Source organism: Pseudomonas peli, assembly GCF_050563605.1.
In the GTDB taxonomy this organism is placed as follows: Bacteria; Pseudomonadota; Gammaproteobacteria; order Pseudomonadales; family Pseudomonadaceae; genus Aquipseudomonas; species Aquipseudomonas peli_A.
In genome coordinates, this window is the sequence record NZ_JBNXUH010000004.1 from 68,108 (window position 1) to 94,148 (window position 26,041).

At 62.3% G+C, this 26,041-nt stretch carries 25 protein-coding genes; 14 read left to right on the top strand and 11 right to left on the bottom strand.

The features are described 5' to 3' along the window. Positions 1-41 precede the first annotated feature (41 nt). Complete coding sequence (locus tag ACQ4LH_RS06280; protein ID WP_430696431.1) at positions 42-2,399, top strand: putative bifunctional diguanylate cyclase/phosphodiesterase; 2,358 nt, start codon at positions 42-44, stop codon at positions 2,397-2,399. Between the two features lie 69 nt (positions 2,400-2,468). Here the strand turns inward: ACQ4LH_RS06280 and ACQ4LH_RS06285 are convergent, their stop codons facing one another. The 3 genes from ACQ4LH_RS06285 to ACQ4LH_RS06295 all read right to left on the bottom strand — a co-directional run bounded on the left by ACQ4LH_RS06285 (position 2,469) and on the right by ACQ4LH_RS06295 (position 5,091). Further along, positions 2,469-2,639, bottom strand: a complete 171-nt coding sequence (locus ACQ4LH_RS06285) for a hypothetical protein (protein ID WP_167143638.1) — start codon at positions 2,637-2,639, stop codon at positions 2,469-2,471. Between the two features lie 181 nt (positions 2,640-2,820). After that, positions 2,821-4,311 carry a flavin-containing monooxygenase gene (locus ACQ4LH_RS06290; protein WP_430696432.1) on the bottom strand — a complete coding sequence of 497 codons (1,491 nt, stop codon included), beginning with the start codon at positions 4,309-4,311 and terminating at the stop codon, positions 2,821-2,823. Between the two features lie 177 nt (positions 4,312-4,488). Further along, entirely contained in the window at positions 4,489-5,091 is a 603-nt protein-coding gene (locus tag ACQ4LH_RS06295) for a nitroreductase family protein (RefSeq protein WP_430696433.1), read from the bottom strand. Positions 5,092-5,242: 151 nt separating this feature from the next. Between ACQ4LH_RS06295 and ACQ4LH_RS06300 the strand changes: the two genes are divergently transcribed. Together ACQ4LH_RS06300 and ACQ4LH_RS06305 are read left to right on the top strand one after the other, a co-directional pair. Further along, positions 5,243-6,181 carry a class I SAM-dependent methyltransferase gene (locus tag ACQ4LH_RS06300; RefSeq protein ID WP_430696434.1) on the top strand — a complete coding sequence of 313 codons (939 nt, stop codon included), beginning with the start codon at positions 5,243-5,245 and terminating at the stop codon, positions 6,179-6,181. 131 nt (positions 6,182-6,312) lie between these two features. Beyond that, positions 6,313-6,966 carry a DUF3313 family protein gene (locus tag ACQ4LH_RS06305; RefSeq protein ID WP_430696435.1) on the top strand — a complete coding sequence of 218 codons (654 nt, stop codon included), beginning with the start codon at positions 6,313-6,315 and terminating at the stop codon, positions 6,964-6,966. A gap of 11 nt (positions 6,967-6,977) precedes the next feature. Here the strand turns inward: ACQ4LH_RS06305 and ACQ4LH_RS06310 are convergent, their stop codons facing one another. Further along, a complete protein-coding gene (locus ACQ4LH_RS06310) occupies positions 6,978-7,319 on the bottom strand; it encodes a cupin domain-containing protein (RefSeq protein ID WP_090250378.1) in 342 nt (113 codons plus the stop codon). A 190-nt stretch (positions 7,320-7,509) separates the two neighbouring features. Between ACQ4LH_RS06310 and ACQ4LH_RS06315 the strand changes: the two genes are divergently transcribed. Genes ACQ4LH_RS06315 through ACQ4LH_RS06340 form a run of 6 tightly spaced genes read left to right on the top strand, consistent with a single transcriptional unit; the run spans position 7,510 to position 12,426 of the window. Continuing rightward, positions 7,510-8,436: a hypothetical protein gene (locus ACQ4LH_RS06315; RefSeq protein WP_430696436.1), complete on the top strand. Its 927-nt coding sequence runs from the start codon at positions 7,510-7,512 to the stop codon at positions 8,434-8,436. A 60-nt stretch (positions 8,437-8,496) separates the two neighbouring features. Further along, positions 8,497-9,642, top strand: a complete 1,146-nt coding sequence (locus ACQ4LH_RS06320; RefSeq protein WP_430696437.1) for an MlaE family ABC transporter permease — start codon at positions 8,497-8,499, stop codon at positions 9,640-9,642. Further along, complete coding sequence (locus ACQ4LH_RS06325; RefSeq protein ID WP_430696438.1) at positions 9,639-10,427, top strand: ABC transporter ATP-binding protein; 789 nt, start codon at positions 9,639-9,641, stop codon at positions 10,425-10,427. Before ACQ4LH_RS06320 ends, ACQ4LH_RS06325 begins: the two co-directional genes overlap by 4 nt. Next, positions 10,428-11,345 carry an MlaD family protein gene (locus tag ACQ4LH_RS06330; protein WP_430696439.1) on the top strand — a complete coding sequence of 306 codons (918 nt, stop codon included), beginning with the start codon at positions 10,428-10,430 and terminating at the stop codon, positions 11,343-11,345. After that, positions 11,342-11,953 (top strand): ABC-type transport auxiliary lipoprotein family protein, encoded by a 612-nt coding sequence (locus ACQ4LH_RS06335; RefSeq protein WP_430696440.1) that lies wholly within the window; start codon positions 11,342-11,344, stop codon positions 11,951-11,953. The genes ACQ4LH_RS06330 and ACQ4LH_RS06335 overlap by 4 nt, the downstream gene beginning before the upstream one ends. A gap of 35 nt (positions 11,954-11,988) precedes the next feature. Beyond that, the gene (locus tag ACQ4LH_RS06340; protein WP_430696441.1) at positions 11,989-12,426 is read left to right on the top strand and encodes a nucleoside deaminase; all 438 of its coding nucleotides are present in this window, start codon (positions 11,989-11,991) and stop codon (positions 12,424-12,426) included. Between the two features lie 36 nt (positions 12,427-12,462). Here the strand turns inward: ACQ4LH_RS06340 and ACQ4LH_RS06345 are convergent, their stop codons facing one another. Together ACQ4LH_RS06345 and ACQ4LH_RS06350 are read right to left on the bottom strand one after the other, a co-directional pair. Continuing rightward, positions 12,463-12,813, bottom strand: a complete 351-nt coding sequence (locus ACQ4LH_RS06345; protein ID WP_430696442.1) for an antibiotic biosynthesis monooxygenase family protein — start codon at positions 12,811-12,813, stop codon at positions 12,463-12,465. Beyond that, positions 12,810-13,157 (bottom strand): NIPSNAP family protein, encoded by a 348-nt coding sequence (locus tag ACQ4LH_RS06350; protein ID WP_430696443.1) that lies wholly within the window; start codon positions 13,155-13,157, stop codon positions 12,810-12,812. Before ACQ4LH_RS06350 ends, ACQ4LH_RS06345 begins: the two co-directional genes overlap by 4 nt. Before the next feature lie 74 nt (positions 13,158-13,231). Between ACQ4LH_RS06350 and ACQ4LH_RS06355 the strand changes: the two genes are divergently transcribed. After that, positions 13,232-13,975 carry an ArsR/SmtB family transcription factor gene (locus tag ACQ4LH_RS06355; protein ID WP_430696444.1) on the top strand — a complete coding sequence of 248 codons (744 nt, stop codon included), beginning with the start codon at positions 13,232-13,234 and terminating at the stop codon, positions 13,973-13,975. Between the two features lie 21 nt (positions 13,976-13,996). On the opposite strand, the gene ACQ4LH_RS06360 is transcribed toward ACQ4LH_RS06355, so the two are convergent. Beyond that, positions 13,997-15,916, bottom strand: coding sequence for a RecQ family ATP-dependent DNA helicase (locus tag ACQ4LH_RS06360; protein WP_430696445.1), 1,920 nt, complete (start codon positions 15,914-15,916; stop codon positions 13,997-13,999). Positions 15,917-16,082: 166 nt separating this feature from the next. On the opposite strand from ACQ4LH_RS06360, the gene ACQ4LH_RS06365 reads away from it, so the two are divergent. Then, positions 16,083-16,508 carry a hypothetical protein gene (locus ACQ4LH_RS06365; RefSeq protein ID WP_430696446.1) on the top strand — a complete coding sequence of 142 codons (426 nt, stop codon included), beginning with the start codon at positions 16,083-16,085 and terminating at the stop codon, positions 16,506-16,508. A 63-nt stretch (positions 16,509-16,571) separates the two neighbouring features. Here the strand turns inward: ACQ4LH_RS06365 and ACQ4LH_RS06370 are convergent, their stop codons facing one another. Then, positions 16,572-18,113, bottom strand: a complete 1,542-nt coding sequence (locus ACQ4LH_RS06370; RefSeq protein WP_339409045.1) for a phosphoenolpyruvate carboxykinase — start codon at positions 18,111-18,113, stop codon at positions 16,572-16,574. Positions 18,114-18,410: 297 nt separating this feature from the next. Beyond that, complete coding sequence (hslO, locus tag ACQ4LH_RS06375; RefSeq protein ID WP_430696447.1) at positions 18,411-19,298, bottom strand: Hsp33 family molecular chaperone HslO; 888 nt, start codon at positions 19,296-19,298, stop codon at positions 18,411-18,413. Between the two features lie 216 nt (positions 19,299-19,514). Here hslO and ACQ4LH_RS06380 point away from each other — a divergent pair, with 216 nt between their 5' ends. Further along, entirely contained in the window at positions 19,515-20,309 is a 795-nt protein-coding gene (locus tag ACQ4LH_RS06380) for a phosphatase PAP2 family protein (RefSeq protein WP_430696448.1), read from the top strand. A 42-nt stretch (positions 20,310-20,351) separates the two neighbouring features. Here the strand turns inward: ACQ4LH_RS06380 and ACQ4LH_RS06385 are convergent, their stop codons facing one another. Next, positions 20,352-20,747 carry an RNA-binding S4 domain-containing protein gene (locus tag ACQ4LH_RS06385; RefSeq protein WP_430696449.1) on the bottom strand — a complete coding sequence of 132 codons (396 nt, stop codon included), beginning with the start codon at positions 20,745-20,747 and terminating at the stop codon, positions 20,352-20,354. A 98-nt stretch (positions 20,748-20,845) separates the two neighbouring features. Between ACQ4LH_RS06385 and ACQ4LH_RS06390 the strand changes: the two genes are divergently transcribed. Continuing rightward, the gene (locus ACQ4LH_RS06390; protein ID WP_430696450.1) at positions 20,846-21,313 is read left to right on the top strand and encodes an ATP-dependent zinc protease family protein; all 468 of its coding nucleotides are present in this window, start codon (positions 20,846-20,848) and stop codon (positions 21,311-21,313) included. Then, on the top strand, positions 21,310-22,215 hold the full coding sequence (gene rimK, locus ACQ4LH_RS06395) for a 30S ribosomal protein S6--L-glutamate ligase (RefSeq protein WP_341435648.1): 906 nt from the start codon (positions 21,310-21,312) through the stop codon (positions 22,213-22,215). The genes ACQ4LH_RS06390 and rimK overlap by 4 nt, the downstream gene beginning before the upstream one ends. 32 nt (positions 22,216-22,247) lie before the next feature. On the opposite strand, the gene ACQ4LH_RS06400 is transcribed toward rimK, so the two are convergent. After that, positions 22,248-26,018, bottom strand: coding sequence for an EAL domain-containing protein (locus ACQ4LH_RS06400; protein ID WP_430696451.1), 3,771 nt, complete (start codon positions 26,016-26,018; stop codon positions 22,248-22,250). Positions 26,019-26,041: the final 23 nt, after the last annotated feature.

Genomic DNA, 26,041 nt, shown 5'->3' on the forward strand with positions numbered 1-26,041 from the left:
CTATCCACAAGCCCGATTATCCACAAGCATAGGCACATGCCATGACCCTGCGCGGCAAGATTCTCGGCTTCTTTCTGCTGCTGTTGCTGGCGGTAATGGTGCTGCTACTGGCGCTGGTCTATCGCTCCACGTATCAGCACACCCTGAGCCAGGTGGCCGGGCAGCTGAACTTTGCCCATGCAGTGCTGAGCAACGAGCTGCAGAGCCGGCGGCAGGCGCAAAGCGCCATGGCCGACTTGATCGCCAAGGATTTCACCCTGCTCGGCGAAATTGCCGACCTGATCGCCAGTCCGCAGCAGGAGGCGCAGTCGCTGTCCGCTGCGCTGGAGTCCTTCGCTTCGCGAAGCCAGGCCAGCTTTGCCCTGGTCAGCGCGCCCGAGGGGCTGATTCTGGCCGGCACCAGTGGCGAACTGCTGCCCGGCGCCCCACTGCCGTGGAATGACCTGTTGGATGAAGACGACCCACAGAGCGCCGATCGCCTGGTGGTATTTGGCGAACGGGTGCTGCATATCAATGCCACGCCGATCTTCGCCCCACGACCCAACCTGATGGGTTGGCTGCTGATGGCCTTCGAGCTGGACGATCAGGCCACTGCACATCTGGCCCGCCTCAGCGGCGCCGATGTCGCCCTGCTCGACGGCAGCGCCGGCCAATACCGGGTGCTCGCCAGTAATCTGCAGGCACTGCCACGGGCCGAGCTGGCCGGCCAGTTGCTGCCGAATGCCGATGGTGTATTTCGCTTCGAGTTGCAGGGCCTGGAACAGGTGGCCCTGCGCGCACCACTGATCGGCACCAGCAGCGAACTGCAGGTGCTGCTGATGCGCTCGCTGTCCGCCGAGCTGGCCGATTACCAGCCGCTGCAATGGCAACTGGCAACCATCTTCGCCATCGCTCTGCTGCTGGCCGGCCTCGGCGCGCTATGGATCGCCAATACGGTCAGTCGGCCGCTGAGTCAGATGGTCGACAACGTGCGGCGCATCGCCAGCGGCGACTATCAGGTACCGATGTCCACCCAGGCCAGCGGCGAAGTCGGCTTGCTCGCTCGCGAATTCGTCGCCATGCAGCAAGGCATTGCCGAGCGCGAAACCACCATCAGCTTTCTCGCTTACCGTGACCCGCTGACCGAACTGGCCAACCGCAACCGCTTTGTCGCCGAACTGCAACAGGCCCTGGCGCATTGCCCGCCGGGCGAAGGTGTGGCGGTGCTGCTGATGGACCTGGACAACTTCAAGGACCTTAACGACACCCTCGGTCACGATGCCGGCGACCACTTGCTCTGCCAACTCGCCGCACGCCTACAGGCGCTGCTACGCCCAGGCGAGCAACTGGCGCGCCTCGGCGGTGACGAATTTGCCCTGCTGATCAGCCCCTGCCAGCCCGGCAGGCTGATCCCCGCCGCCGAGCATTACCGCACAGCCCTGCACGAGCCCTTCGCCGTGCGCGGCATCAGCATGACCCTCAACGCCACAATCGGTATCGCCCTGTATCCGGACCACGGAGAAAGCGCCGGCAGTCTGCTGCAGCATGCCGAAGTGGCGATGTACCTAGGCAAACAGCAGCGCTCGCCCTACGCGCTCTACCGACCAGAACTGGACCGCCACAGCCTGCTACGCCTGGCGCTGATGAGCGAGTTGAAAGGCGCGGTGGAAGGCGGCCAGCTCGGCCTGTACTTCCAGCCGAAACTGAATATTCGCGCGCGCAGCCTATATGGCGTGGAGTGCCTGGTGCGCTGGATTCACCCGGTGCACGGGTTTATCCCGCCGGACGAATTTATCCCCCTGGCCGAGCAGACCGGTAACGTCTGCGCCCTGACCCGCTGGGTGGTGCGTACCGCCGTGGCGCAGAGCCGCGCCTGGCAGGAACAGGGGCTGGAGTTGAAGACCGCGATCAATATCTCCGCACTGGATCTGGCCGACCCCGGCTTTGCCGGCTTTATCGCCGCGCAACTGGCCGAGCATGGTGTGCCGCCATCCGGCCTGATCGTGGAAATCACCGAAAGCGCGGTGATGGCCGACCCGGAACTGGCCATGGGCCAACTGCAGCAGCTGTGCGAGCTGGGCGTGCGGCTGTCGATTGACGACTACGGCACTGGCTATTCGAGCATGGCCCAGCTCAAACGCCTGCCGGTTCATGAGCTGAAGATCGACAAGTCCTTTGTTCTGGACCTGCTGAACAATCCCGATGACGACATCATCGTCCGCTCGACCATCGAGCTCGGGCACAACATGGGCCTGAAGATTGTTGCCGAAGGGGTGGAAACCGAGGCAATTCTCGAACGCCTGGACCAGCTCGGCTGCGACATTGCCCAGGGTTACCTGCTGAGCAAACCGCTACCGCCGACGGCGTTTGCCGACTGGCTGGCGGCGACCCAATGGCAACTGCCGCGCCATACGGGCTAATCCAGGCCAGAAAAAAGGCCGCTGCCGATCACTCGATCAGCAGCGGCCCGGGAAAACGGTGGGCAAAGGTTAAAACGCGTTATCACCAATCAGCATTCCGTGCACAACCATATAGGTCTTGCGCCCGGACTGCAGGGTCAGCGGGCTACGCTCGGCAATCACCCAGCCCTTGGCCAGCAGTTTGTCGATATGCGCCCGCAACTCTGGCAGGTAGCGTTGCTCTTGCTGAAGCGATTCCATTCTGTTCATCCTCTAGAGGACTCCTTTGTGACTACAACCAGGGATACCTGGCCCACTCATCCGTGATATCTGTCACAAAGCATAGTGGCCCTGTGCCTGCTTCTAAAGCGGCAAATGGCCACATATCTGTAGGCATAACGCGCCAAGCTGCTATAGCGTTTGGCTTACATTGCTTTGCAGTTTAGACCGCTGTGGCTGTGGCGGCGGGTTCGCCGACATGCGGTGAGCTGAACTCCAGGTAGCCGTCTTCAACCTTGCCGTAGCGCAACAGCGCCAGGTCCAGCAGGTAGTTCTGATAGAGCTTCCACGGCGCGCGGTCACCCTGGCTGGGAATCTTGTCGGCCGCGCGCTTGATATAGCCGGAAGCCAGGTCGAGGAAGGGTGCGTCCTTGACCTGCCGCGCCGTGTCACGCGGGGTGCACTGGCGCATGCCCGTGGCGTCCATATGGTTGATCAGCCGGCAGAAGTACTCGCTGGAAAGGTCCGCCTTGAGCGTCCAGCTGGCGTTGGTATAACCCAGCACCACGGCGGCATTGGGTAAATCGCGCAGCATAATGCCGCGATAGCCCATGCTCTTGGCCGCATCGAAGGGCACACCATCCACCGCCACTTGCATGCCGCCAAACAGCTGCAGTTCCAGACCAGTGGCGCTGATGATCACATCCGCCGGCAGCTCTTTACCGGACTTCAGGCGGATACCCTTGGCGGTGAAACCGTCGATATGTTCGGTGACCACCGACGCCTTGCCCTCGCGCAGTACCTTGAACAGATCGCCATTGGGCACCGCGCACACCCGCTCATCCCAGGGTTTGTAGCGCGGGCTGAAGTGGCGCATGTCGAAGTCCTTGCCCAGCTGATGCCGGGCCATACCGAGCAACGCCTTGCGCACCAAGCTGGGGAAGGCCTTGGACAGTTTGTAGAAACCCAGCTGCACCGCCACATTGCGCGTGCGCGCCAGGCGGTAGACCCAGGTTTCCGGTAGAAAGCGGCGCAGGAAGGCGGAAATTGGATCGCCCTGCGGCAGACTTATCACGTAGGTCGGTGAGCGTTGCAGCATGGTCACGTGCTTGGCCTTGTCGGTCATCGCCGGTACCAAGGTTACTGCCGTCGCGCCACTGCCAATCACCACCACGTTCTTGCCGCGGTAATCGAAGTTTTCCGGCCACAGCTGCGGATGGATAAACTCGCCCTGGAACTGTTCGCGGCCTTTGAATTCGGGGGTATAGCCCGCTTCATAGCGGTAATAGCCGGTACACATCAGCAGGTGCTGGCAGCTCAACTTGACCGGCTCAGGCTCATCACCGCGCTGCACTTGCAGGGTCCAGGTGGCGCGCTCGCTGCACCAATCGGCCTTGAGCACCTTGTGTTGAAAGCGGATGTGTTCCTGAATGCCGTTTTCCTGCGCGGTTTCTTCGATATAACTGCGGATCGACGGGCCGTCGGCAATCGCCAGCGGGTTGGTCCAGGGTTTGAAGTTGTAGCCGAGGGTGAACATGTCCGAATCGGAACGAATACCCGGATAGCGGAACAGATCCCAGGTACCGCCCAGCGCCGCACGACCTTCGAGGATGGCGAAGCGTTTGCCGGGGCAATGCTTCATCAGGTGATAGGCCGCACCGATGCCGGACAGGCCGGCACCAATGATCAAGACATCCAGATGTTCGGCAGACATGGGGGCTCCTCAGGCTTCTTCTTATGCATGCTGGCCGACGCGTGTCGACCCGTAATGCCCGCCAGATTCACCCCCAATAGCGGTTTTGTCATCCAACCTTTAGTGGTGTGCACAGTCGCAGGCTGACCACAGTTATGGCTGAAGAATGACTAAACCGCTCAGAAACCTGCGCAGCGATCAGAAGCTGTTGCGCAGTACCACTTCGTTGAACGGCAGCTTGCCGATGCGTGGCTTCGGCTCGATGGTCTTCTTGCCGACTGCGACCATCAGGGCAATCACATGGTTTTCGGGCAGCTTGATAAGCTTGGCCACGGCGTCGAAGTCAAAGCCGTCCATCGGGCAGGAGTCCAGGCCCTTGCCGCGCGCGGCGAGCATCAGGGTCTGCGCCATCAGGCCGCAACTGCGCATGGTTTCATCGCGCTGCACCTGCGGCTTGTCGCGGTAATAGGTGTCGATGGCGCCGGCCATATAGGCCTGCACTTCCGCGGGCGCGCCGTCCCAGACGCGGCCGACATCTTCCTGCCAGCTGTCGAGCTTGGCGCACACCACCACCAGCATCGAGGCATCGGTCACCTGCGCCTGGCCCCAGGCCACTTCGCGCAATTGCTGACGCAGCGCCGGATCGCTGACTTCGACCATGCGTACATGCTGCAGGTTGAACGCCGACGGCGCGAGCAAGGCCAGCTGCAGCAGCTCGTCCTTTTCGGCATCACTCAGGGTAAATGCCGGGTCATAGCCTTTGACGGCGCGGCGGCTGCGGATAGCTTCATCTATATGCATGGGAGTTCCTTATATGCAGGTGTGAAAGAGGTCAATGCTAGGCACTTGGCGGGCGTAACGCCAAACGCCTTTCCCGATAACAATGATCGATACAGACGATTCTAGGCGGCCGCCTGTTAAAATCGCCGCCTCGCCAAATTGACCGCAGCCCATGACCCCAGACGCCCTTCTCACCCTGCAGCAACAGCTGCTCAACGCCCTGAATAGCGCGCCCAATGAAACCCGTCGCCTGTTCCACGGCCGTGGTCGCTGCTGGCCGGGGCTGGAACAGATCACAGTGGACTGGCTGCAAGGCGTGCTGCTGGTCGCGCTATTCAAGCCGGTGAGCGATGCCGAACTGGCCGCGCTGCAGCAGATGCTGCTCGAACTCGGCCAATCCGTCGCCTGGCAGCAAAGCGGCGCACACAGCCTGTTGCTGCAGCAGCGCTACCTGCCGGAAAGCCCCACGCAATGGCTGCTTGGCGAGCCCGTTGAGCATTGGGATATCTGCGAACACGACCTGCATTACCGGCTCGACCTGGGCAAAAAGCAGAACAGCGGGCTTTTCCTTGATATGCGTTATGGCCGTCAATGGGTACAAGCCCAGGCGGCGGGCAAGCGCGTGCTCAACCTGTTCGCCTACACCTGCGGTTTCTCGGTGGCAGCGCTGGCCGGTGGCGCGCGTCAGGTGGTCAATCTGGATATGGCCCGGGCCGCGCTCAGCCGTGGGCGGGACAATCATCGGCTGAACCAGCACGACCTGAGCCAGGTGGTGTTTCTCGGCCATGACCTGTTCAAGTCCTGGGGGAAGGTGGCCAAGTACGGCCCCTATGACCTGATCATCATCGACCCGCCGTCCTTCCAGCGTGGCAGCTTCGTGTTGAGCAAAGATTACCCGAAGGTCCTGCGCCGCTTGCCCGAACTCTTGAGCGCTAACGGTGTAGTGCTGGCCTGCAGCAACGAGCCGGAAATCGGCCCGGATTACCTGATCCAGGCCATGGCCAGCGAAGCGCCGGGCCTGCGCTTTAGCGAACGCCTGGAAAATCCGCCGGAATTCCCTGACAGCCAACCGGAAAGCGCCCTGAAGGCCCTGGTGTTTTGCCGCGACTAAGGCTTTGCAGTTGCCCCTAGAGGGCGCTAAAACACAGTTTGCAGACTGCGCTGTGGCCGCTGACAAGTTGACCAACGGTTATGCTAGCTTGGTCTACAGTTATGCCAATTTCCCCCACAGAGAACTCCGGTATGCCATTCAAAGTCCTAGCGCTCAGCCTGTCCGTCACCTTGCTGCTGGCGGGTTGCGCCAGCAAAACCACCCAGCCGTCGCAATACTCGGGCTTTCTCAGTGATTACTCGCAGCTACAGCCGGCGCAATCAGCCAGCGGCGCGCCGGTAATGCGCTGGGTGTCGCCAGATTTCAAAGCGCAGAACTACCGTTCGGTGCTAGTAGAGAAGCCGGTGTTCTATCCCGCTCCAACCCCTAGTGAACAAGTCAGCCAGAAAACTCTGGATGAAATTACCAGTTACCTGCAACAGGCCATGCAACTCGAACTGGCCGGGCAATATCGCGTCGTCCAACAAGCTGACCAGGACACCCTGGTATTACGCAGCGCAATCACCGCAGTAAACCTGTCGGCGGAAGGCCTCAAGGTCTATGAAGTAGTACCGATTGCCCTGCTTGCCGCTGCCGCCAGCACCGCCGCCGGCACCCGCGACCTCAACACCAATATTTATGTTGAACTGGAAGCCATCGACGGCCGTAACAGCCAGCCTATGGCGCGAGTTGTACGCAAGGGCCACGGCCTGCAACTGGAAAACGACAGCACCCAACTGAGCCTCAAGGACATCAAGCCGGCGCTGGATGTGTGGGCCAAGGATGCGCGTAACTTCAAGCCCTAAGGTCTGACGGCTTAGGCAAATACAAAGTATTTGCGCACCGTCTCGACCACCTCCCAGGTGCCCTTCATCCCGGGTTCGACGATAAAGATATCGCCAGCCCGCAGATGAATCGGCGCCTGCCCCTCCGGGGTGATGATGCAATACCCCTCCTGAAAGTGGCAGTACTCCCATTTCTCATAGGCCACCTGCCATTTGCCGGGTGTGCAGATCCAAGTGCCCATGATCTTGCTGCCGTCCGCCGAGGTGTAGGCGTTCAGGTTGACGGTGTGCGGCTCACCGGCGATTCGTGTCCATTTGCAGGCGTCCAGTAACGGAATCGGCTGGGTATCACGCAGTACGGTAATCGGCGACATGCTGGCTCCTGAGGTCGGTCGAACATCAGGCGCCAGCCTAGGACCGCAGGCTGGCCTGGACTGTCCTGAGGTCGACCTTCAGCTGCCTGGAAGCGCAGCCTCCTTGTCCGGGCTGATGGACAAACCGCGTGCTACTTTGAATGGGGCCTGTTGGTTTATTCCCGCCGCTTGCCCGATCCGGAGATGCTTTATGTCCAGTCTTTACCGCTTGGTCACCCGCAGTGATTTTGACGGCCTGGTGTGCGCCGCCCTGCTCAAACACCTCAACCTGATCGACGACATCCTCTTCGTCCACCCCAAGGACATGCAGGACGGCAAAGTGGCGATCACCAGCAACGACATCACCACCAACCTGCCCTATGTACCTGGCTGCCACCTGGCCTTCGACCATCACCTCAGCGAGACCATCCGCAACCAGCCGGCGAGTAATCACCTGATTGATGCCGACGCACCCTCGGCAGCGCGGGTGGTGTGGAAGCACTACGGCGGCCACGAAGCATTCCCGCGGGAGTGGGACGAGATGATGGAGGCCGTGGACAAGGCCGACGCTGCGCAATTCAGCCGTGACGAGATCCTCGACCCGCATGGCTGGGAGCTGCTGAGCTTTATCATGGACGCGCGCACCGGCCTCGGCCGCTTCCGCGACTTCCGCATCTCCAACTACCAGCTGATGATGCAGCTGATCGACTTCTGCCAGACCCACGGCATTGATGAAATCCTCGAACTGCCGGATGTCGATGAGCGTGTAGCGCTGTACCTGGAGCACCAGCGCGAAGCGAAGGCGCAGATCCAGCGCTGCGCCACGGTCTACCACAACCTGGTGGTGCTCGATCTGCGTAACGAGGAGACGATCTATGCGGTCAACCGCTTCGTCATCTACGCCCTCTACCCGCAGTGCAATATCTCCATCCACGTGATGTGGGGCGTAAAGCAGCAGAACACCGTGTTCGCTATCGGCAAATCGATCCTCGACCGCAGCTCCAACACCAATGTCGGCGAGTTGTGCCTGAGCTACAACGGCGGCGGCCACGCCAATGCCGGCACCTGCCAGGTGGCCAACGAGGACGCCGAAGCAGCGCTGCGCGAGCTGATTGCCGAAATTACCGCAGACGGTTAAGCCGCAATGAACCGCAAGCAGGCTGGGCGTAGCCTCAGCTAGAGGGTTAAGCTGTGGCGCATGAGCACAGCCCCCTTTATCACGCCGCTTGAATCCAGCCGCACGGATGCGCCCTCTGGCTTGCGCATCGGCGGCGACTGGACGCTGCCTCACTACGCCAGCCTGGGAGCCGAAGTGCTGGCGCTGCGCGGCACCCTGAACAGCGCTGCCAATATCGATCTGCAAGGCCTGGGCGCGCTGGACACCGCCGGCGCCGCGCTGCTTGTGGAATTGCTCGGCAGCCAGCGCCTGGCGCAACTGGCCAACGATGCCCCGGGCCTGGCCAGCGAGCGCCGCGCGTTGTTGCAGGCAGTGGGCAATGCCATCGCCGATGCCGGCGACGCGCTGCCAACCAAACGTATCCCCGCCTGGCGCGAGTTTTTCGGGCAGATCGGCCAGGCAGTGGAAGAACTCTGGCAGCAGGGCGTGGCGCTGCTCGGTTTTATCGGCATGACCCTGGCGGCAATGTTCGCCATCCTTCTGCGCCCGGGCCGCTGGCGCATCACCTCGCTGGTCGCGCATCTGCAGCAGAGCGGCCTGAATGCCGTGCCCATCGTCGCCCTGCTGACCTTTCTGGTCGGCGCGGTGGTGGCCTTTCTCGGCGCTACGGTGCTCGCCGATTTTGGCGCGAGCATCTACACGGTCGATCTGGTGGCGTTCTCCTTTCTGCGTGAGTTCGGCGTGCTGCTCACCGCCATCCTGATGGCAGGGCGCACCGCCAGCGCCTTTACCGCGCAGATCGGCTCGATGAAGGCCAACGAGGAAATCGACGCCATCCGCACCCTCGGCCTCAACCCGCTGGAGCTGCTGGTGCTGCCACGGGTGTTCGCCCTGCTGATTGCCCTGCCGATCCTCACCTTTATCGCCATGCTCAGCGGCATCCTCGGCGGCGCGGTGGTCTGCGCCCTGAGCCTGGATATCTCGCCGGCCATGTACCTGGCCATGCTGCAGGAAAATATCGCCCTCAAGCACTTTGTCGTGGGCATGGCCAAGGCGCCGGTATTTGCCTTCCTGATCGCCGTGATTGGCTGCCTGGAAGGCTTCAAGGTCACCGGCAGCGCGCAATCGGTGGGCGAGCGCACCACCTCCAGCGTGGTGCAGTCGATTTTCGTGGTGATCGTGCTCGACGCTCTGGCCGCACTGTTTCTGATGGAGATGGGCTGGTGACGGGCGAAGCGATTATCGAAGTACGCAACCTGGTCAACCGCTTCGGCGCGCAGACCGTACACCAGGACCTGGCGCTGGATCTGTACCGCGGCGAAGTGCTTGGCGTGGTCGGCGGCTCGGGCACCGGCAAGTCGGTGCTGTTGCGCAGTATTCTCGGCCTGCGCCGCGCCAACTCCGGCACCGTGCGGGTATTTGGCGAGGAACTGCTGAGCCTGCCACCCGAGCAGCGCTCACAACTGGAGCGGCGGTTTGGCGTGCTCTATCAACGCGGCGCGCTGTTCTCCTCGCTGACGGTGACCGAAAACATCGCCCTGCCGCTGCTCGAACATGCCGGCCTCAAGCGCCCGGCTGCCGAACGCCTGGCCCAGGTCAAACTGGCACTGGTCGGTCTGCCGCGTGAAGCCGGCGACAAATACCCGACCGAACTGTCAGGCGGCATGATCAAACGCGCCGCCCTGGCCCGCGCGCTGGCGCTGGAGCCGGACATCTTGTTTCTCGATGAACCCACCGCCGGGCTCGACCCGATTGGCGCGGCGGCCTTTGACCAATTGATCCTGACCCTGCGCGACGCCCTGGGTCTCAGCGTGTTTCTGGTCACCCATGACCTGGATACGCTTTACACCATCTGCGATCGAGTGGCCGTGCTGGCGGAAAAACGCGTGCTGGTGGCCGACCGCCTGGACGTCGTGGCCGCCACCGACAACCCTTGGATACACGAATATTTTCACGGCCCGCGCGGACGCGCAGCCGAACAGGCCGCCACCGGCGCGCCAGGGAGCAACTGAATGGAACCGCGTGCGCACCACGTGTTGATTGGCCTGTTTACCGTGCTGATGGTCGCCGCCGCACTGGGCTTTGCCCTGTGGTTGAGCAAAGCCAGCTCGGATCAGGAACTGCGCGACTATGACGTGATCTTCAACGAGGCCGTCAGCGGCCTGTCCCAGGGCAGCGCCGTGCAATACAGCGGGATCAAGGTCGGCGACGTGATCAGCCTGCGCCTCGACCCGAATGACCCGCGCAAGGTGCGCGCGCATATCCGCGTCAGCGCCAATACGCCGATCAAGGAAGACACCCGCGCACGTCTGTCGATCACCGGAATCACCGGCGCGGCGCTGATCCAGCTGCACAGCGGCTCGCCAGAGAGTCCAATACTGGTCAGCAAGAACGATCAGCGTGCGGAAATCATCGCCGACCCCTCGCCGCTGTCACGCCTGATGGCCAATGGCGAAGACCTGGTGCTCAGCGTTACGCGCCTGCTCAACCGCGCCAACCAGCTGTTCTCCCGCGACAATATCGGGCGCATCTCGCGCACCCTGGAAAACATCGAACAGACCAGCGCCAGCGTCGCCGAACAGCGCGACGAGCTGCGCACGGCCCTACAGCAGATGAGCAGCGCCAGCCAGGAAGCCGCCGACCTGATGCGCAACGCCAACCAGCTGCTCAGCGGCCAGGGCCGCGAAGCGATGGACAGCGCCAGCCGCCTGATGGCCTCGCTGGAGCGCAGCAGCAGCAATGTCGAACGCCTGCTGACCGATAACCGCGCCGCCCTCGACGGCGGCATGCAGGGCATCGGCGAGCTGGGCCCGACCATTATCGAACTGCGCGAAACCCTCAGCGCCCTGCGCTCCTTCGCCCGCCGCCTGGAGGAAGACCCGGCCGGCTACCTGCTGCGCAGCGACACCATCAAGGAGTTTCAACCATGAGTCGTCTTCGCCTGCTTGCCGCCCTGCTGCTGATCGGCAGCCTGGCCGCCTGCTCGGTATTGCCGAAAAGCCAGGTGCTGAGCATCTACCGCCTGCCGGCCAGCAGCCTGCCCAGCCATGACGCCAGCGCCGATTGGGCGCTGCGGGTGAACAAGCCCTACAGCAGCCAACTGCTCGACAGCACGCGGATTGCCGTATTGCCGCCGGGCGACCAGATCAGCGCCTACCAGGGCGTACGCTGGAGCGACCGCGCGCCGCTGCTGCTGCGTGATCGGCTGATCGACGCCTTCCTCGACGACGGCCGCCTCAAGGCCGTCAGCAGCGATGAAAGCCGCCTGCAGGCCGACCTGGAACTGGACGGCGACCTGCGCGCCTTCCACAGCGAATACCTGAACGGCCGCCCGGCCGCGCGCATTTTGTTCGAAGCCCGTCTGGTGCAGAGCGGCAGCCTGCGCATCCTCGCCAGCCGGCGTTTCGAAGTCAGCCAGGCGGCCAGCGACACTTCGGTGCCCGCCGTGGTCAACGCCTTCGGCCAGGCCGGCGATCAACTGGCCCGCGAAGTGCTGGAATGGACCCTGAACCAGGGTCAGACGGCACAACAGCAGTGAACTGAACACTTCCACCGACAGCGAGAGGCAGGCCCATGGACAAGTTTATGCAAGCAGCCATCGACGAAGCCCGCCAGGGCCTGGCCGAAGGCGGCATCCCGATCGGTTCGGTGCTGGTGCACAACGGCCAGATTATCGGCCGCGGGCACAACCGCCGCGTGCAACAGGGCAGCGCTATTCGTCATGGTGAAATGGACGCCCTGGAAAACGCCGGCCGGCAGAGCGCGCAGACCTACCGCGAGTCGGTGCTCTACACCACCCTCTCACCCTGCTCGATGTGCAGCGGGGCAATCCTGTTGTACGGCATCCCCAAGGTGATCATCGGCGAGAACCAGACCTTCCTCGGCGAAGAAGCGCTGTTGCGCGAACGTGGCGTGCAGCTCGATGTGCTGCACAACAACGAATGCCTGCACCTGATGCAGGACTTTATCGCCGCCCAACCGACGCTGTGGAACGAGGATATCGGCGAGTAATCACCACCAGGGCGCGCCCCAGTCGCGCCCTGACGGTTACAGCAGGTCATGTACCCGGCGCGAGTCACTCGGCGCCTGCTCGCGCTCATGCAGGCCATAATCACGCACCACCTCGGCCACCCGCAGCCGATAGTCGGCGAACACGCCGCCCCGCCCGGCCGTCTGGGCATGGCGATGCACCTCCAGGGTGCGCCAACGCTTGACCGCCGCCTCGTCCCGCCAGAACGACAACGACAGCAGCTTGCCCGGCTGGGAAAGGCTGGCAAAGCGCTCCACCGAGATAAAGCCATCCACCTGTTCGAGTTGCTCACGGATCGCCGCTGCCGTGTCCAGATACTCCGACTCCCGGCCAGCCTGGGGCTGCACCTCGAAGATCACCGCGATCATGCTGCAATCCCCGCGAAGCCAGGCGGAACACCCAGGGTGCCCTCGACGCCTTCAACGAAGGAGCGCTCTTCGCGCAGGATAAAGCGCATCTGTTGGGCCATGGCGAAGTTGGCGCGCCCCTCTGGATCATCCTTGAGCCGCGCCCGATAGGCCTCGTAAGCAGCCAGGCTGGCAAAGCCGATCAAGCCCCAGGCCACATAGTTGCTGCCTTCATGGGGCAGGAAGTAGCCAAGCAACTGGCCGCCGCAACGCGGAATAATGCGCCCCCAGTTCTCCGCATATTCCTTGAAGGCGGCGCGCTGAAACGGGTCTATTTCATAGCGGATTACACACGTGATTTGCATGGGGTCACTCCTCTGATTGGTGGAGGAGACCTTAGCCAATTGCCGCTGCCATATGGTTCGACTAGCATCGAACCATGATCGAAGGCCCCAACATCACCCGTATCGCCGCCCTGCTCGGTGACAACGCCCGCGCCGCGGTGCTGTCCGCACTGATGGCTGATCGCGCGTTGACCGCTACCGAGCTGGCCGATATCGCTGGCGTGACCAAACAGACCATCAGCTCGCACCTGGGCAAATTGCTCGACGCCGGCCTGCTCAGCGTCGACCAGCAGGGCCGGCATCGCTACTTCCGCCTGGCTGGCCGGGAAGTCGCGCAACTGCTCGAATCGATGATGGGCCTCGCCCTGCGCGCCGGACCGCCGCTGCCACGCACCGGACCACGTGACCTGGCCTTGCGCCGCGCGCGGGTCTGCTACGACCACCTGGCCGGTGAACTGGGGGTGCTGGCTTACGAGGGGCTGCTGCGCCGCGAGTTGCTGCAACAGCTGGACGCCGGGCCGGCGCTCACCAACAGCGGGCGTCAGTGGTTTCGCCAGATCGGTATCGACCCCGACGCCCTGGCGCTGCAACGTCGTTCATTTTGCCGGGCTTGCCTGGACTGGAGCGAACGCCGCCATCATCTGGCCGGCGCGCTCGGCGCCGCGCTGTTTGTGCGGATCCAGGAGCTTGGCTGGGCCAAGTGCGTGAACGACTCGCGCGTGGTGGCGTTCACTGCGGCCGGCGAGCAGTCATTCCGCGCCTGGTTCCAACCGGCCCCTGGCGAGCCGCTCAGCCACCCCGCCGATAGCGAAACTACGACGCTGGATGCGCTCGCTTAGTAACCGCTGCAGCGCTTCTTCCTAAGCCTTGAGCCAGTCACGCACCTCGGCGTAGGGATAATCTTCCAGCGCGGCAAACCCACCGAGCTGGCGCGCCTTGAGCTTGGTAAACAACGGCACGCTGATACCGCAGAGAAAGCGCGTCAGGCACTCGACGCTTGGCTCTCTGCCTTTGAGCTCCTGGTGTTTGCGTATAAAGCCGTCGCATAGCCCGCGTGCATCCTGCTCCGCAAGCGGCGGTAAGGCTGGCGGCGCGGGCAGCCGAGCCACGTGCCCACGGCACACTGAACAATGCCCGCATTGTTGCGGCGCGTTGGCGTCCCCGAAATAGGCCGCCAAGCGTTGGCTCAGGCACTGCTCGCTGGCAAACAGCGCGAGCATGGCGTGAATCCGGCGGATTTCGCTGGCCTCCTGCTGGCTGAAATAGCCATGCAGTTCGACGCTTAAAGCCGCCGGGTCGAAACCCGGGTCGAGCAGCGCGTACACCTCGGTCATCTGCTTGCTTTCCAGCTCGACCCAGCCCTTTTCCTGGAAGTAATCCAGGGCCTTGATCACCCGGCCGCGCTCGGCCTGGTGCTGTTGGTAGAGCTGATCGAAATCCACCGTGCACCAGGTGCGCGCGCGTTGCGAGGTGCTGATCAGCGCCTCGACAAACTGCCGCCGCTCGCCGTCGAACTTCTCCAACAACGCTTCGGGTTCCAAGAGGAACTTGAAGCGATATTCGGCGAAATAGGCGTAACGCGGGGCAATGATGCCGCGCAACTCCAGCTGCACCAGCAGGGTTTTCAGTGGCAGCTGGCGGATATTGCTCTGCTCGGAAAGCTGGTTGAGCATCAACTCCCACTCGCCGCCATGACCGCTGGCCAGCAGCTCATCCAGCACACAGCGAATGCCGTCCAGCTCCGGCGTATCGCCATAAACGAAGTTTTCCAGCACGTTGAGGCTGTCGCGGTTGGCCAATACCAGGCAGTCGGAAGGCTGGCCATCACGGCCGGCGCGGCCGATTTCCTGGCTGTAATTCTCGATGGATTTCGGCAGGTCGAAGTGCACCACATTGCGGATATCCGACTTGTCGATACCCATGCCGAAGGCGATGGTGGCGACGATGCAGTTGATCTGCCCGGCCATAAACTGACGCTGAATCGCCTCACGCGCCTCATGCGGCATGCCGGCGTGGTAAGCGCTGGCGGCAATGCCGCGCTGGCTCAGGCGCGCGGCCACCTGCTCGGCGGTCTTCTGCTGGGTCACGTAGACAATACTTGGCTGCCCAGCCTTGGCGCCCAGCCACTGCTCCAGGCGCCGCTGCTTGTCGGCACCACTGACCGGCTCGACCAGCAGGTTGAGGTTGGCGCGGTAGAAGCCGGTAGTGACCACGTCATCGGCGGCGATGGCGAACTTCTTCTGCATATCGGCAATCACCGGCGGGGTAGCCGTGGCGGTGAGCAGCAGCACCTGCGGGATGCCGAACTGGCGTTGATAGTCCGGCAGCTTGAGGTAGTCCGGGCGGAAGTTATGGCCCCACTCGGAAATGCAGTGGGCCTCGTCGATCACCAGCAGGGAGATCGGTACCTGGGCGATAAAGTTGCGAAAACGCTCATTTTTCAGGCGTTCGACCGAGATCATCAGAATCTTCAACTCTCCGGATTTCGCCCGCGTCATCACCGCACTGGCATCCTCGCGGCTTTGCGCCGAGTCGATACTGGCCGCGCTGATGCCACAGCCATGCAGAAACGCCAGCTGGTCTTGCATCAGCGCCAGCAAGGGCGAGACCACCAGGGTCAGGTGCGGCAAATGCAGCGCCGGCAGCTGATAACACAACGACTTGCCAGAACCGGTGGGGAAGATCGCCGCAGCCGAACGCCCAGCCAGCACGGCCTCGACCACGCGTTGCTGGCCGGGGCGCAGCTGGGTGAAGCCAAACACGCGTTCAAGGGTACTCATAACGATCACTCCAGAAAAACCCAGGCGGCACGGCGCTCTGCGCCAAGCCGGTCAAGCCAAACAACGATTAGATAACTAGAGCCAGACCCGCTATTACCAATCCAACTAACAGGCCCGGCAGTGCTGGAGTACATTGAATTCACTGCAGGCAACAAAGGAGGTGAGTATGCAGGTATCTGGTTACAGCGGCAGCTTGCCCCTCTCGACCCAGATCATTAAAAAAGCCGGACAGGCTGCACAATCACCCACGGCTCCGGTGAGCCCTGAACAGGTGAACAAAGCAGTCGACCGCGCCAGTGATCGAGTCGCCGAGCAGCAAGAAAGTCGAGACCTGAGCCAGTCCAACCGGCGTAGCGCCGCCACTCAGTTGTACAGCGCCACCAGCCAGCAGCGGCAAATCGATACATATCTGGCAGTAGCCAGCGAAGGTGAGATCGACAGCCCGCCGAGCAAGGTGGAAACAGCACTGGAACTGCGTGACGATGTACGCCGCTACGAAGTGGCCCAGAACATTGCGAGCGACACCAACCGCCCAGAGCGGCCCGAAGCAGAGCCGGTGAAACCGGAGCCTTATATCAGCACCCGTGCTTGATCTGCCTTTGCAGATGCGCACAAAAAAGCCGCCCTCAGGCGGCTTTTTCTTTGCCACTACAACTTACAGTTGCGGGCCGGCGTTGCGGATGGCGTCGGACACATCGAACTTCTTGAAGTTCTCGATGAACAGACCGGCCAGGCCTTTGGCGGCTTCGTCGTAGGCGTTCTGGTCAGCCCAGGTGTTGCGCGGGTTGAGCAGGTTGGTTTCAACGCCCGGTACCGACTTCGGCACGCTCAGGTTGATGATCGGCAGCAGCTCGGTTTCGGTACCGATCAGCGCGCCGCTCTGAATGGCTGCAATCACGCCACGGGTGGTCGGGATGTTGAAGCGCTTGCCAACGCCGTAGCCACCGCCGGTCCAGCCGGTGTTGACCAGGTAGACCTTGGAGCCGAAGCCGCGGATACGCTTGATCAGCAGCTCAGCATATTCGCCAGCCGGACGCGGGAAGAATGGCGCGCCGAAGCAGGTGGAGAAGGTCGACTTGATGCCGCCGCCCGAACCCATTTCGGTGGAACCGACCAGAGCGGTGTAACCGGAGAGGAAGTGGTAAGCCGCTTGCTCTTCGTTGAGGATCGACACCGGCGGCAGTACGCCAGTCAGGTCGCAAGTCAGGAAGATCACTGCGTTCGGCTCACCGCCGAGGTTCTTCTCGCTGCGCTTCTCGACCAGCTCCAGCGGGTAGGCCGCACGGCTGTTCTGGGTCAGGCTGTCGTCGGCGTAGTTCGGTACGCGGTTCTCGTCGAGCACCACGTTTTCCAGCACGGCACCAAACTGGATGGCTTTCCAGATCACCGGCTCGTTCTTCTCGGACAGGTCGATGCACTTGGCATAGCAACCGCCTTCGATGTTGAACACCACGCCCACGCCCCAACCGTGCTCATCGTCGCCGATCAGGTAGCGGCTTTCGTCGGCCGACAGGGTGGTCTTGCCGGTGCCGGACAGACCGAAGAACAGGGTCACGTCGCCTTCTTCACCGATGTTGGCCGCGCAATGCATCGGCAACACGTCGGCGTCCGGCAGCAGGAAGTTCTGCACGCTGAACATGGCTTTCTTCATTTCACCGGCGTAACGCATGCCAGCGATCAAGACTTTCTTGGCGGCGAAGTTGAGGATCACGCAGCCATCGGAATTGGTCCCATCACGCTCTGGTACGCACTCGAAGTTGGCGACGTTGAGCACTTGCCACTCGTCTTTGCCAGCCGGGTTGTACTGCTCCGGATTGATAAACAGGCAACGGCCGAACAGGTTCTGCCAGGCGGTGGCGGTGGTCATCTTGACCGGCAGGTAGTGCGCGTCGGCAGAACCTACATGAACGTAAGAAACGAAGCTGTCCTGCGCGTCGGAGAACGCTTGTACGCGGTCCCACAGGGCATCGAACTTGTCGGCCGGGAACGGACGGTTGATCGCGCCCCAGGCGATTTTCGCCTCGGTGCTCGGCTCTTGCACGATGAAGCGATCAGCCGGCGAACGACCAGTACGATGGCCTGTGCGTACAACCAGGGAGCCGTTGGCGGCCAGCTCGCCTTCACCGCGACGAAGGGCTTCTTCGACCAGTTGGGCAGCGCTGATGTCGGTGTACACGGCGTTGTTGGCTTGCGTCATGTGGGTCCCCGTCGGCCAAGCGGCCGAGTCTTCCGAACGTTTTGTAGTAGAAAGCTGAGCACTACTACAGCGAAAAAAGTGCGCCGGATTATGCCAGAAAAAGCCGGCTGCGGGTGCAGCCTCTGATCAGATCATTCCGGCACGGTTTACGTGCTATTTGCCCATCAACCTACTTACGATATAGCGAGCTAGAGCCCTGCAAGGCAAAAACAGGAGAGGAAGCGGAGTGTACTTTTGTACATGAGCATTCCGAGCCTGTTTTTAACGCAGCAGGGCCGACGCGCAGCAGATCGTAAATCAGTGGCGCGTATCCGATGGAGCTTCGATGCTGCCATCGATAAACAGTTGCAACACATCGGCGGCATCGAAGAGATAACGCTCGTTGCAGAACTGGCAATCGATTTCCACGCTGCCGCCGTGTTCCTGCACCAGCGCCTCGGCATCGGCCTGGCCGAGGCTAATCAGCGCGCGGCTGGAACGTTCACGCGAGCAGCTGCAGCGGAACTGCAGGGCGCGCGGATCAAACAGACGCAGTGCTTCCTGGTGATACAGGCGGTGCAGCAGGGTTTCGTTATCCAGGCCCAGCAGTTCTTCAGCCTTCAGCGTATCGGCCAGGGCCATGGCGTGCTGCCAGCTGGCTTCACGCTCATCGGCTTCCTTCAGGCGGTCAGCCGGCAGCTGCTGCAACAGCAGGCCGCGAGCACGCTGGCCATCGGCGCTGAGCCAGAAACGGGTGGGCAACTGCTCGGAAGTGGCGAAGTAATTGGTCAGGCAATCGGCCAGGGTCTCCCCTTCCAGATCGACAATGCCCTGATAACGCTGCCCGGATTTCGGGTCGACGGTCATGGCCAGCACGCCATCAGGCATCAGCTCGCGCAGATTGGCATCGGCAGTGATCTGTTCGGCGTGGTAGCGGGCGATACCGCGCAGCTCGCCTTCGCTGGAGCATTCGACCATCAGCAATGGCACTGCACCGGAAGAGCGCGCCTGCAGAATCAGCAGGCCTTCGAACTTCAGCGTACCAATCAGCAAAGAGGCGGCGGCCAGCAGCTCACCCAGCAGTTGGGCAACCGGTGGCGGGTAGGTGTGTTTGGCCAGCACATGGCTGTAGCTGTCGGTCAGGCCGACCAGTTCGCCACGGATATCGCTGTCGTCGAACAAGAAGCGTTGGGAAAAATCAGACATGCCAACTTCACTGAATGTGACTCGGCCCGCGATTTTAGGCGCAAACGCCCGTCCGACCAAGCGCCTCTTATCTATCGGCGCTGCGGGCGGAAGCTATCGATACAAACCCGAGTCACAGTTGCCGACAAAAGGCAGAGCGAATCTTTGCAATCAGAAGACAGAATACCTAGCATGCGCGCCGCCTTAATCCCTTACAGATGACAAGGATGCCACTGCATGAACCCTTCTTTTATTAACCAGCAGTGGCGTATCCGCCCGCTGGTTGCCTGCCATATCGTCGCCCTGCTGCTGCTCGCCAGCTGGCTGTGGGCGCCCGGCCGCGCGCTGTGGGACCAGTTCGACCTGCAGCTGTTTGCCCTGCTGAACGAACCCGTGCATAGCGCCGGGCTGTGGGCGCAGACCTGGGCAATCGGCAGCATGCGCCCGGTGGACATGGGTGTCGGCGTGCTGATGCTGGCCGTGATGCTCAAGGCTGACCTGGTGTTCACCGGCGCTCAGGTGCGCAAAGCGCTGTATGCCTTTCTCGCGGCGCTGATCGTAATGCTGCTGTTTCGCGTGGGCTTCGCCGAGCTGGTCAAGCTGATGGGCTGGCAGCGCCCGAGTGCATCCCTGGTGGTGGAAGGCGCCGCGCGCCTGACCGAACTGTTCCCTACCTGGGAAGAACGCTGGGATATGAAGGACAGCGCCACCCGCAGCTTTCCCGGCGATCACGCCTCGGTGCTGTTGATCTGGGCGATGTTTATGAGTTTCTTCGCGCGCAACTGGCGCTTGCTGCTGGTCTGGAGCATGGCCGTGATCTTTATGCTGCCGCGCCTGGTAGCCGGTGCACACTGGGGCTCGGATGCTCTGGTGGGCGGCCTGTTCCTTGCACTGCTGGGCCTGGCCTGGGCCTGTTTTACCCCGTTCGCCTACAAGGCCAGCGAATGGCTGGAATACGTCACCCAGCCGCTGCTCAAGAGCCTGGCCAAGCTGCCCCTGCTGGGGCGCCTGAGCATCATCAGCGGCCGCTAGGCGGATCTGCGCGGCGGTTTGCCTTGAGCCAGGCGCCGCGCTTTATTCCTGATTGCCGTGAAACTGCTGAAACTGCCGGCGCTGCTTCTTGCTCGGCCGGCCATCGGTCTGCATACCCAGTGCCCCCGCCTTACGCTGCGCGGCAGCCTGCTCGCGGCGCTCGATGCTCTCGGCGGTTTCGGCATATAGCGCCTGGGCTTCCGGTGCCCCACGACGCACCACGGAAAGCGCCTGTACCACCACGCTGCGCTCCTCGAAACCAGTGCGAATCACATAGACATCGCCGACTTTCGGTTCTTTTCCCGGTTTGCAGCGCTCGCCGCGATGGTGCACCTTGCCGCCTTCGATCGCCGCCTTGGCCAGGGCACGGGTTTTATAGAAGCGCGCGGCCCATAGCCATTTATCCAGGCGGACCTTGTCATCGTCTTTATCGCTCATCTGATCCCCATTCATACCCGCTGTGCAGGCGGACATTTTGCCTGATGCAGTTGTCATAAGGGCCAACTAGAATGCCCGCACTTACCATGGATCAGCCTTTGAAGACTTTTGACCAACTGGGCGTAATCGGCCTGCGCGAATGGATCAACCTGCCGGAGCTGGGCATGGTCGGCCTGCGCGCCAAGATCGATACCGGCGCGAGCACTTCCTGCCTGCATGCCAGCGATATCCAGCCGTTCGACCGCGATGGCGAACCCTGGGTGCGTTTTACCGCGCATCTCGGCACCCTGGTGCAGCGCCGCCACCGCTGCGAGGCACAACTTGTGTCGGTGAAAACCATCAAAAGCTCCAACGGCCACAGCCAGTCGCGTTATGTGATCCACACCAACATAACCCTGGGCGAGCGCGAATGGCCGGTGGAATTCACCCTGACCTGCCGCAAGACCATGCGCTACCGCGTGCTACTTGGCTCCAAGGCACTGATTGACGGACAGCTGCTGGTCAATCCGGCGCTGACCTACGTACAAAACAAACCCACCCTTGCTGAACCTTCTGGTGACCAATGAAGATCGCCGTGCTGTCGCGCAACCCGCGCCTGTATTCCACCCGCCGCCTGGTTGAAGCCGGGCAGCTGCGGGGCCACGAGATGGTGGTGATCGACACCCTGCGTGCCTATATGAACATCGCCAGCCACAAGCCGCAGATTCACTACCGGGGCAAGCCGCTGGAGGGCTTTGATGCGGTAATCCCGCGAATCGGCGCCTCGGTGACCTTCTACGGCTGCGCAGTGCTGCGTCAGTTCGAGATGATGGGGGTGTTCCCGCTTAACGAGTCGGTGGCCATCGCCCGCTCGCGGGACAAACTGCGCTCGCTGCAACTGCTGTCACGCCGCGGTATCGGCCTGCCGGTCACCGGTTTCGCTCACTCGCCGGACGACATCGCCGACCTGATTGACATGGTTAACGGCGCGCCGCTGGTGATCAAGGTGCTGGAAGGCACCCAGGGCATCGGCGTGGTGCTCTGTGAAACCGCCACCGCTGCCGAGTCGGTGATCGAGGCCTTTATGGGCCTCAAGCAGGACATCATGGTGCAGGAGTACATCAAGGAAGCCGGCGGTGCGGATATTCGCTGCTTCGTGGTCGGCGACAAGGTGATCGCCGCAATGAAGCGTCAGGCCAAGCCAGGCGAATTCCGCTCCAACCTGCATCGCGGCGGTAGCGCCAGCCTGATCAAGATCACCCCGGAGGAACGCATGACTGCCATCCGCGCGGCCAAGGTCATGGGTTTGAGTGTGGCCGGTGTGGATATCCTGCGCTCCAACCACGGCCCGCTGGTGATGGAAGTCAACTCATCCCCAGGCCTGGAAGGCATCGAAACCACCACCGGCAAGGACGTCGCCAGCCTGGTGATCCAGTACCTGGAGAAAAACAGTGGTCCACACCTGACCCGTACCAAAGGCAAGGGGTGAGCCGGACATAGGCCGCCCCAAGCACAGCAAGCCTATAGCTGGTGCTGCTGCATCCAGGCCTGGAAATCCGCCTCTTTCAGCGGCCGACTGAAGTGATAGCCCTGCCCCAGCGAGCAGCCATGCTCACGCAGGCTGTCGAGCTGCCACTGGGTTTCGATACCTTCGGCCACGCACTCCAGGCCCAGGTTGCGGGCGATCACCAGAATGGTCTGCACCAACATCAGGCCGCTGCCATCTTCGCCGTCCATGTCCCAGGTAAAGCTGCGGTCAATCTTCAGACGATCCAGCGGTAAGCGCTTGAGGTAGGTCAGTGAGGAGTAACCAGTGCCGAAATCATCAATGGCGAAACGCACGCCCAGCGCCTTGAGCGCCTGCATATTGGTGATGCACTGCTCGACATCCTCAAGCAACACCCCTTCGGTGATTTCCAGCTCCAGCGCCGTGGCCGGCACCTGATGGCGTTGCAGGCATTCGCTGATGCGCGCGACACAACTACGTTGGCGCAATTCACGCGGGCTGAGGTTGACCGCCAGCACCAGCTGCGGCCAGTGCGGTAACCAGCGCGCCAGCGCTGCGCAGGCCTGTTCCAGCACCCAGGCACCCAGTTCCTCGATCAAGCCGGTCTCTTCGGCCAGCGGAATAAAGTCGCCGGGCATGATCTCACCGCGCTCCGGATGCACCCAACGCAGCAGCACTTCGGCGCCAGCAATACGCTCGGTGACCAGCGCCAATTGCGGCTGAAACACCAGATGCAGCTGATTGCGCTGCACCGCCTGACGCAGCTCGCTCTGCAGTTGCAGACGCTGATCGATGGCCGCCTGCATTTCCGGGGCGAAGAAGTGCAAGGCGTTACGCCCGCCCTGCTTGGCCCGATACATGGCGGTATCTGCCTGCTTCAGCACGTCGGCGGCAACCTGGCTGCCGAACGGATGCAGGGCGATGCCAATACTGGCGCTGATCGACAGCTCATGACCGTCGATCCAGCAGGTGCCGACCAGACTTTTCAGCAGTTTTTCCGCAGTGATAGCCGCCGCTTCCGCCGCCAGTTGCGGGTTGCTGTCGAGCCCTTCGAGCAGCACCACAAACTCGTCGCCGCCCATCCGCGCCAGGGTGTCTTCAGCGCGCAAGCCACTGGCCAACCGCGTGGTGACTTCACGCAACAGACCGTCGCCGACCAGATGGCCGAGGCTGTCGTTGACCGTTTTGAAGTGATCGAGGTCGATAAACAGCAGCGCGCCCAAGGTGTTTTCGCGCTGCTCGCGGTCCATCGCGTGCTGTAGCCGGTCCAGCAGCAGGCGCCGATTGGGCAGCCCGGTGAGCTCGTCGCTGAAGGCCAACCGTTCGATCTCACGCTGATAGCGCTGACGGTCGGAAATATCGGTGACGCTGCCGCGAATCAGCACCGGCTCACCGGGCATGCGCACCAGACGCACCTCACAGGGGATCTGCCGGCCCTTGCTGTCGCGGTGCAACCAGTCGAATACCGGTGCCTCACCGGCCATTGCCCGCTGTAAATACACCTGGCCGAGATCGGCGGTCAGCTGGCCGTCCGCCTGCTTGCTCGGGCTCAGTTCAAATACGCGCTTGTTGGCAATTTCTTCGCGGCTGTAACGCAGCAGTCGCAGGGCATTGTCGTTGCACTCGACCAGCGTGCCGTGCAGGTCGAACAGCATGATCGCCTCGGGCGCATTCTCGACAATAGTGCGGTAGCGCGCCTCGGCTTGCAGGCGCTGGCTGATGTCCTCGACCAGCAGCAGGAACATACGCACCCGCCCGGTGCTGTGGCGCACCGCGCGCAGGCTGACGCGGGTGTGCACCAGGCTGTCGTCGGCGCGGCGGAAACGTTTTTCCAGTTCAAAACCTTCACGGCTGCCGCTGAGCACCTGATCGAGCAGCGGCTGCTCGACCAGCAGATCGTCTTCCAGCGACAACTCTTCCCAGCTGCAGCCCAGCAGTTGTTCGCGGCTGAGCCCGAGAATGCTGCAGAGCTTGTGATTGACCTCCTCCCAGGCGAGATTCGGGCTGGTCAGGGCCATACCGATCAACGGCGCTTCGAAGAACAGGCGCAGCCGTTCATCACGCTCGCGCAGCTGCTGTTCGGCGTATTTGCGCGCACTGACGTCCTGCAGCGCGCCATACACCCGCACCAGCTCGGCACCGTCGCGCTCGGTAACGCCACGAATGCGCAGCCAGCGCGTCTTGCCCTTGGCGGTGAGCAGGCGCACTTCGATATCGAATTGCTCCAGCCCATCGATCAATTGTTGCAACACCTGTTCGGCCAGCACCCGGCCGCTGGCATCCAGGTAACTCAGGGCACCATTGAGGTCAGGTGTGCCGTTTTTCGGGTCCAGCTCGTAGATGCGAAAGCAGCCGGCGCTCCAGTCCATATCCTGTTCCGGCATGTTCAGCACCCAGCCGCCGAGGTTGGCGATGTGCTCGGTCTGGCTGAACAGGTAGCTCTGCTTGAGCAGTTCGTCACTCTGCGAGCGCACCTGGGTGGCCAGTTGCTCGCGAGCGGTCACATCACTCTGCAGGGCGACAAAATGGCTGATGCCCTGCTCATCGCGCATCGGCGCGAGGGTGAATTCATTCCAGAACTGCTGGCCGTCCTTGCGGTAGTTGCGCAGCACCACATCGCAGCCCATGCCGTCGCGCACCGCCTGCTGCAGACGGCTCAAGCCCTGTTGCTGATGATCATCACGCAGCAGAAAGTTCCAATTGTTGCCCAGGGTTTCCTCGCGGCTGTAGCCGGTAATCTGCTCGAACGCCGGGTTGCAGTAGATCAGCGGCAACGCCGGCTGGCGCGCGTCGGCAATGATCACCCCCAGTGGGCTGGCCTCCAGCGCCAGGTTGGCCAGGGCCAGCTGCTGCTGCATCTGCGCACTGCGCGCCAGCGCCTGACGCAGGTCACTCAGGCTGCGCCCCACCAGCAGCGTGGCGAGCATAAACAGCAGCACGCTGAAGTGCAGTTCCAGACGTTGCGGGTCAAGCCAGGCCTCACTATTCACCAGACCGCGCAAAAGCGGCAGGATCAGCACCATCAACACACTGAGCACCGCGCCGCAGAGGCCGCCGGCAAAACCCCAGATCAACGCCAGACCAAGCATCATTACGCCAATCAGCGGCAGATTGAGGGTCAGCGGCAGCACCCCAAGCAACCACGGCATGCCGATTAACAGCAGCACCAGCAGCGGCAAGGGTGGTAACTGGCGCAGCGCCTCGGGTACTTGCTCGCAACCGCTGAGCACCGGCGCAGCCAGCCAGCCGCGACGACGCAACCAGGGCGTCAGGTAAGCCAATAGGGGGATGGCAATGGCCAGGGCGGTGAGGCTATCGGCCAGCCATAGAGTCATGCTGCCCGTGAGCAGATCCTCCAGCAGCGCATGGCCGAGCAGCATGAGATTACCCTGCACGCCCAGCGACACCGGGAGGATTGGCAACAGCACGCCGAGCAGCATAAAACGCAGCAAATGACTGAGGTCAGGCAAGGCTGGATCAAACGGGCGCAACCGCAACAACAGCCAGGCCAGCGCTACGCCAAGGGTTTCCGGCAGGGCATAGAGCGGGGCCCACTGCCATTCCAGCCCCCAGAGCGGGGTCGACAGCATGGCATTGAGATACACCGCCGGCAGCACGCGCGGCCCCCACCACAGGACAAAGACCAGCGCCAGGGCAAACGGTGGATACCAGAGCGCCGCCCCATCGGCGAACTGGGTCGCCAGGGAAAGCCAGGTGGCCAGATGGAGCAATGGCAGCGGCAGCAACCAGGTCCATGGAGAGAGGCGGTGGGGAACTGCAGGCATGCTGACCTCATGTCATCGCACTG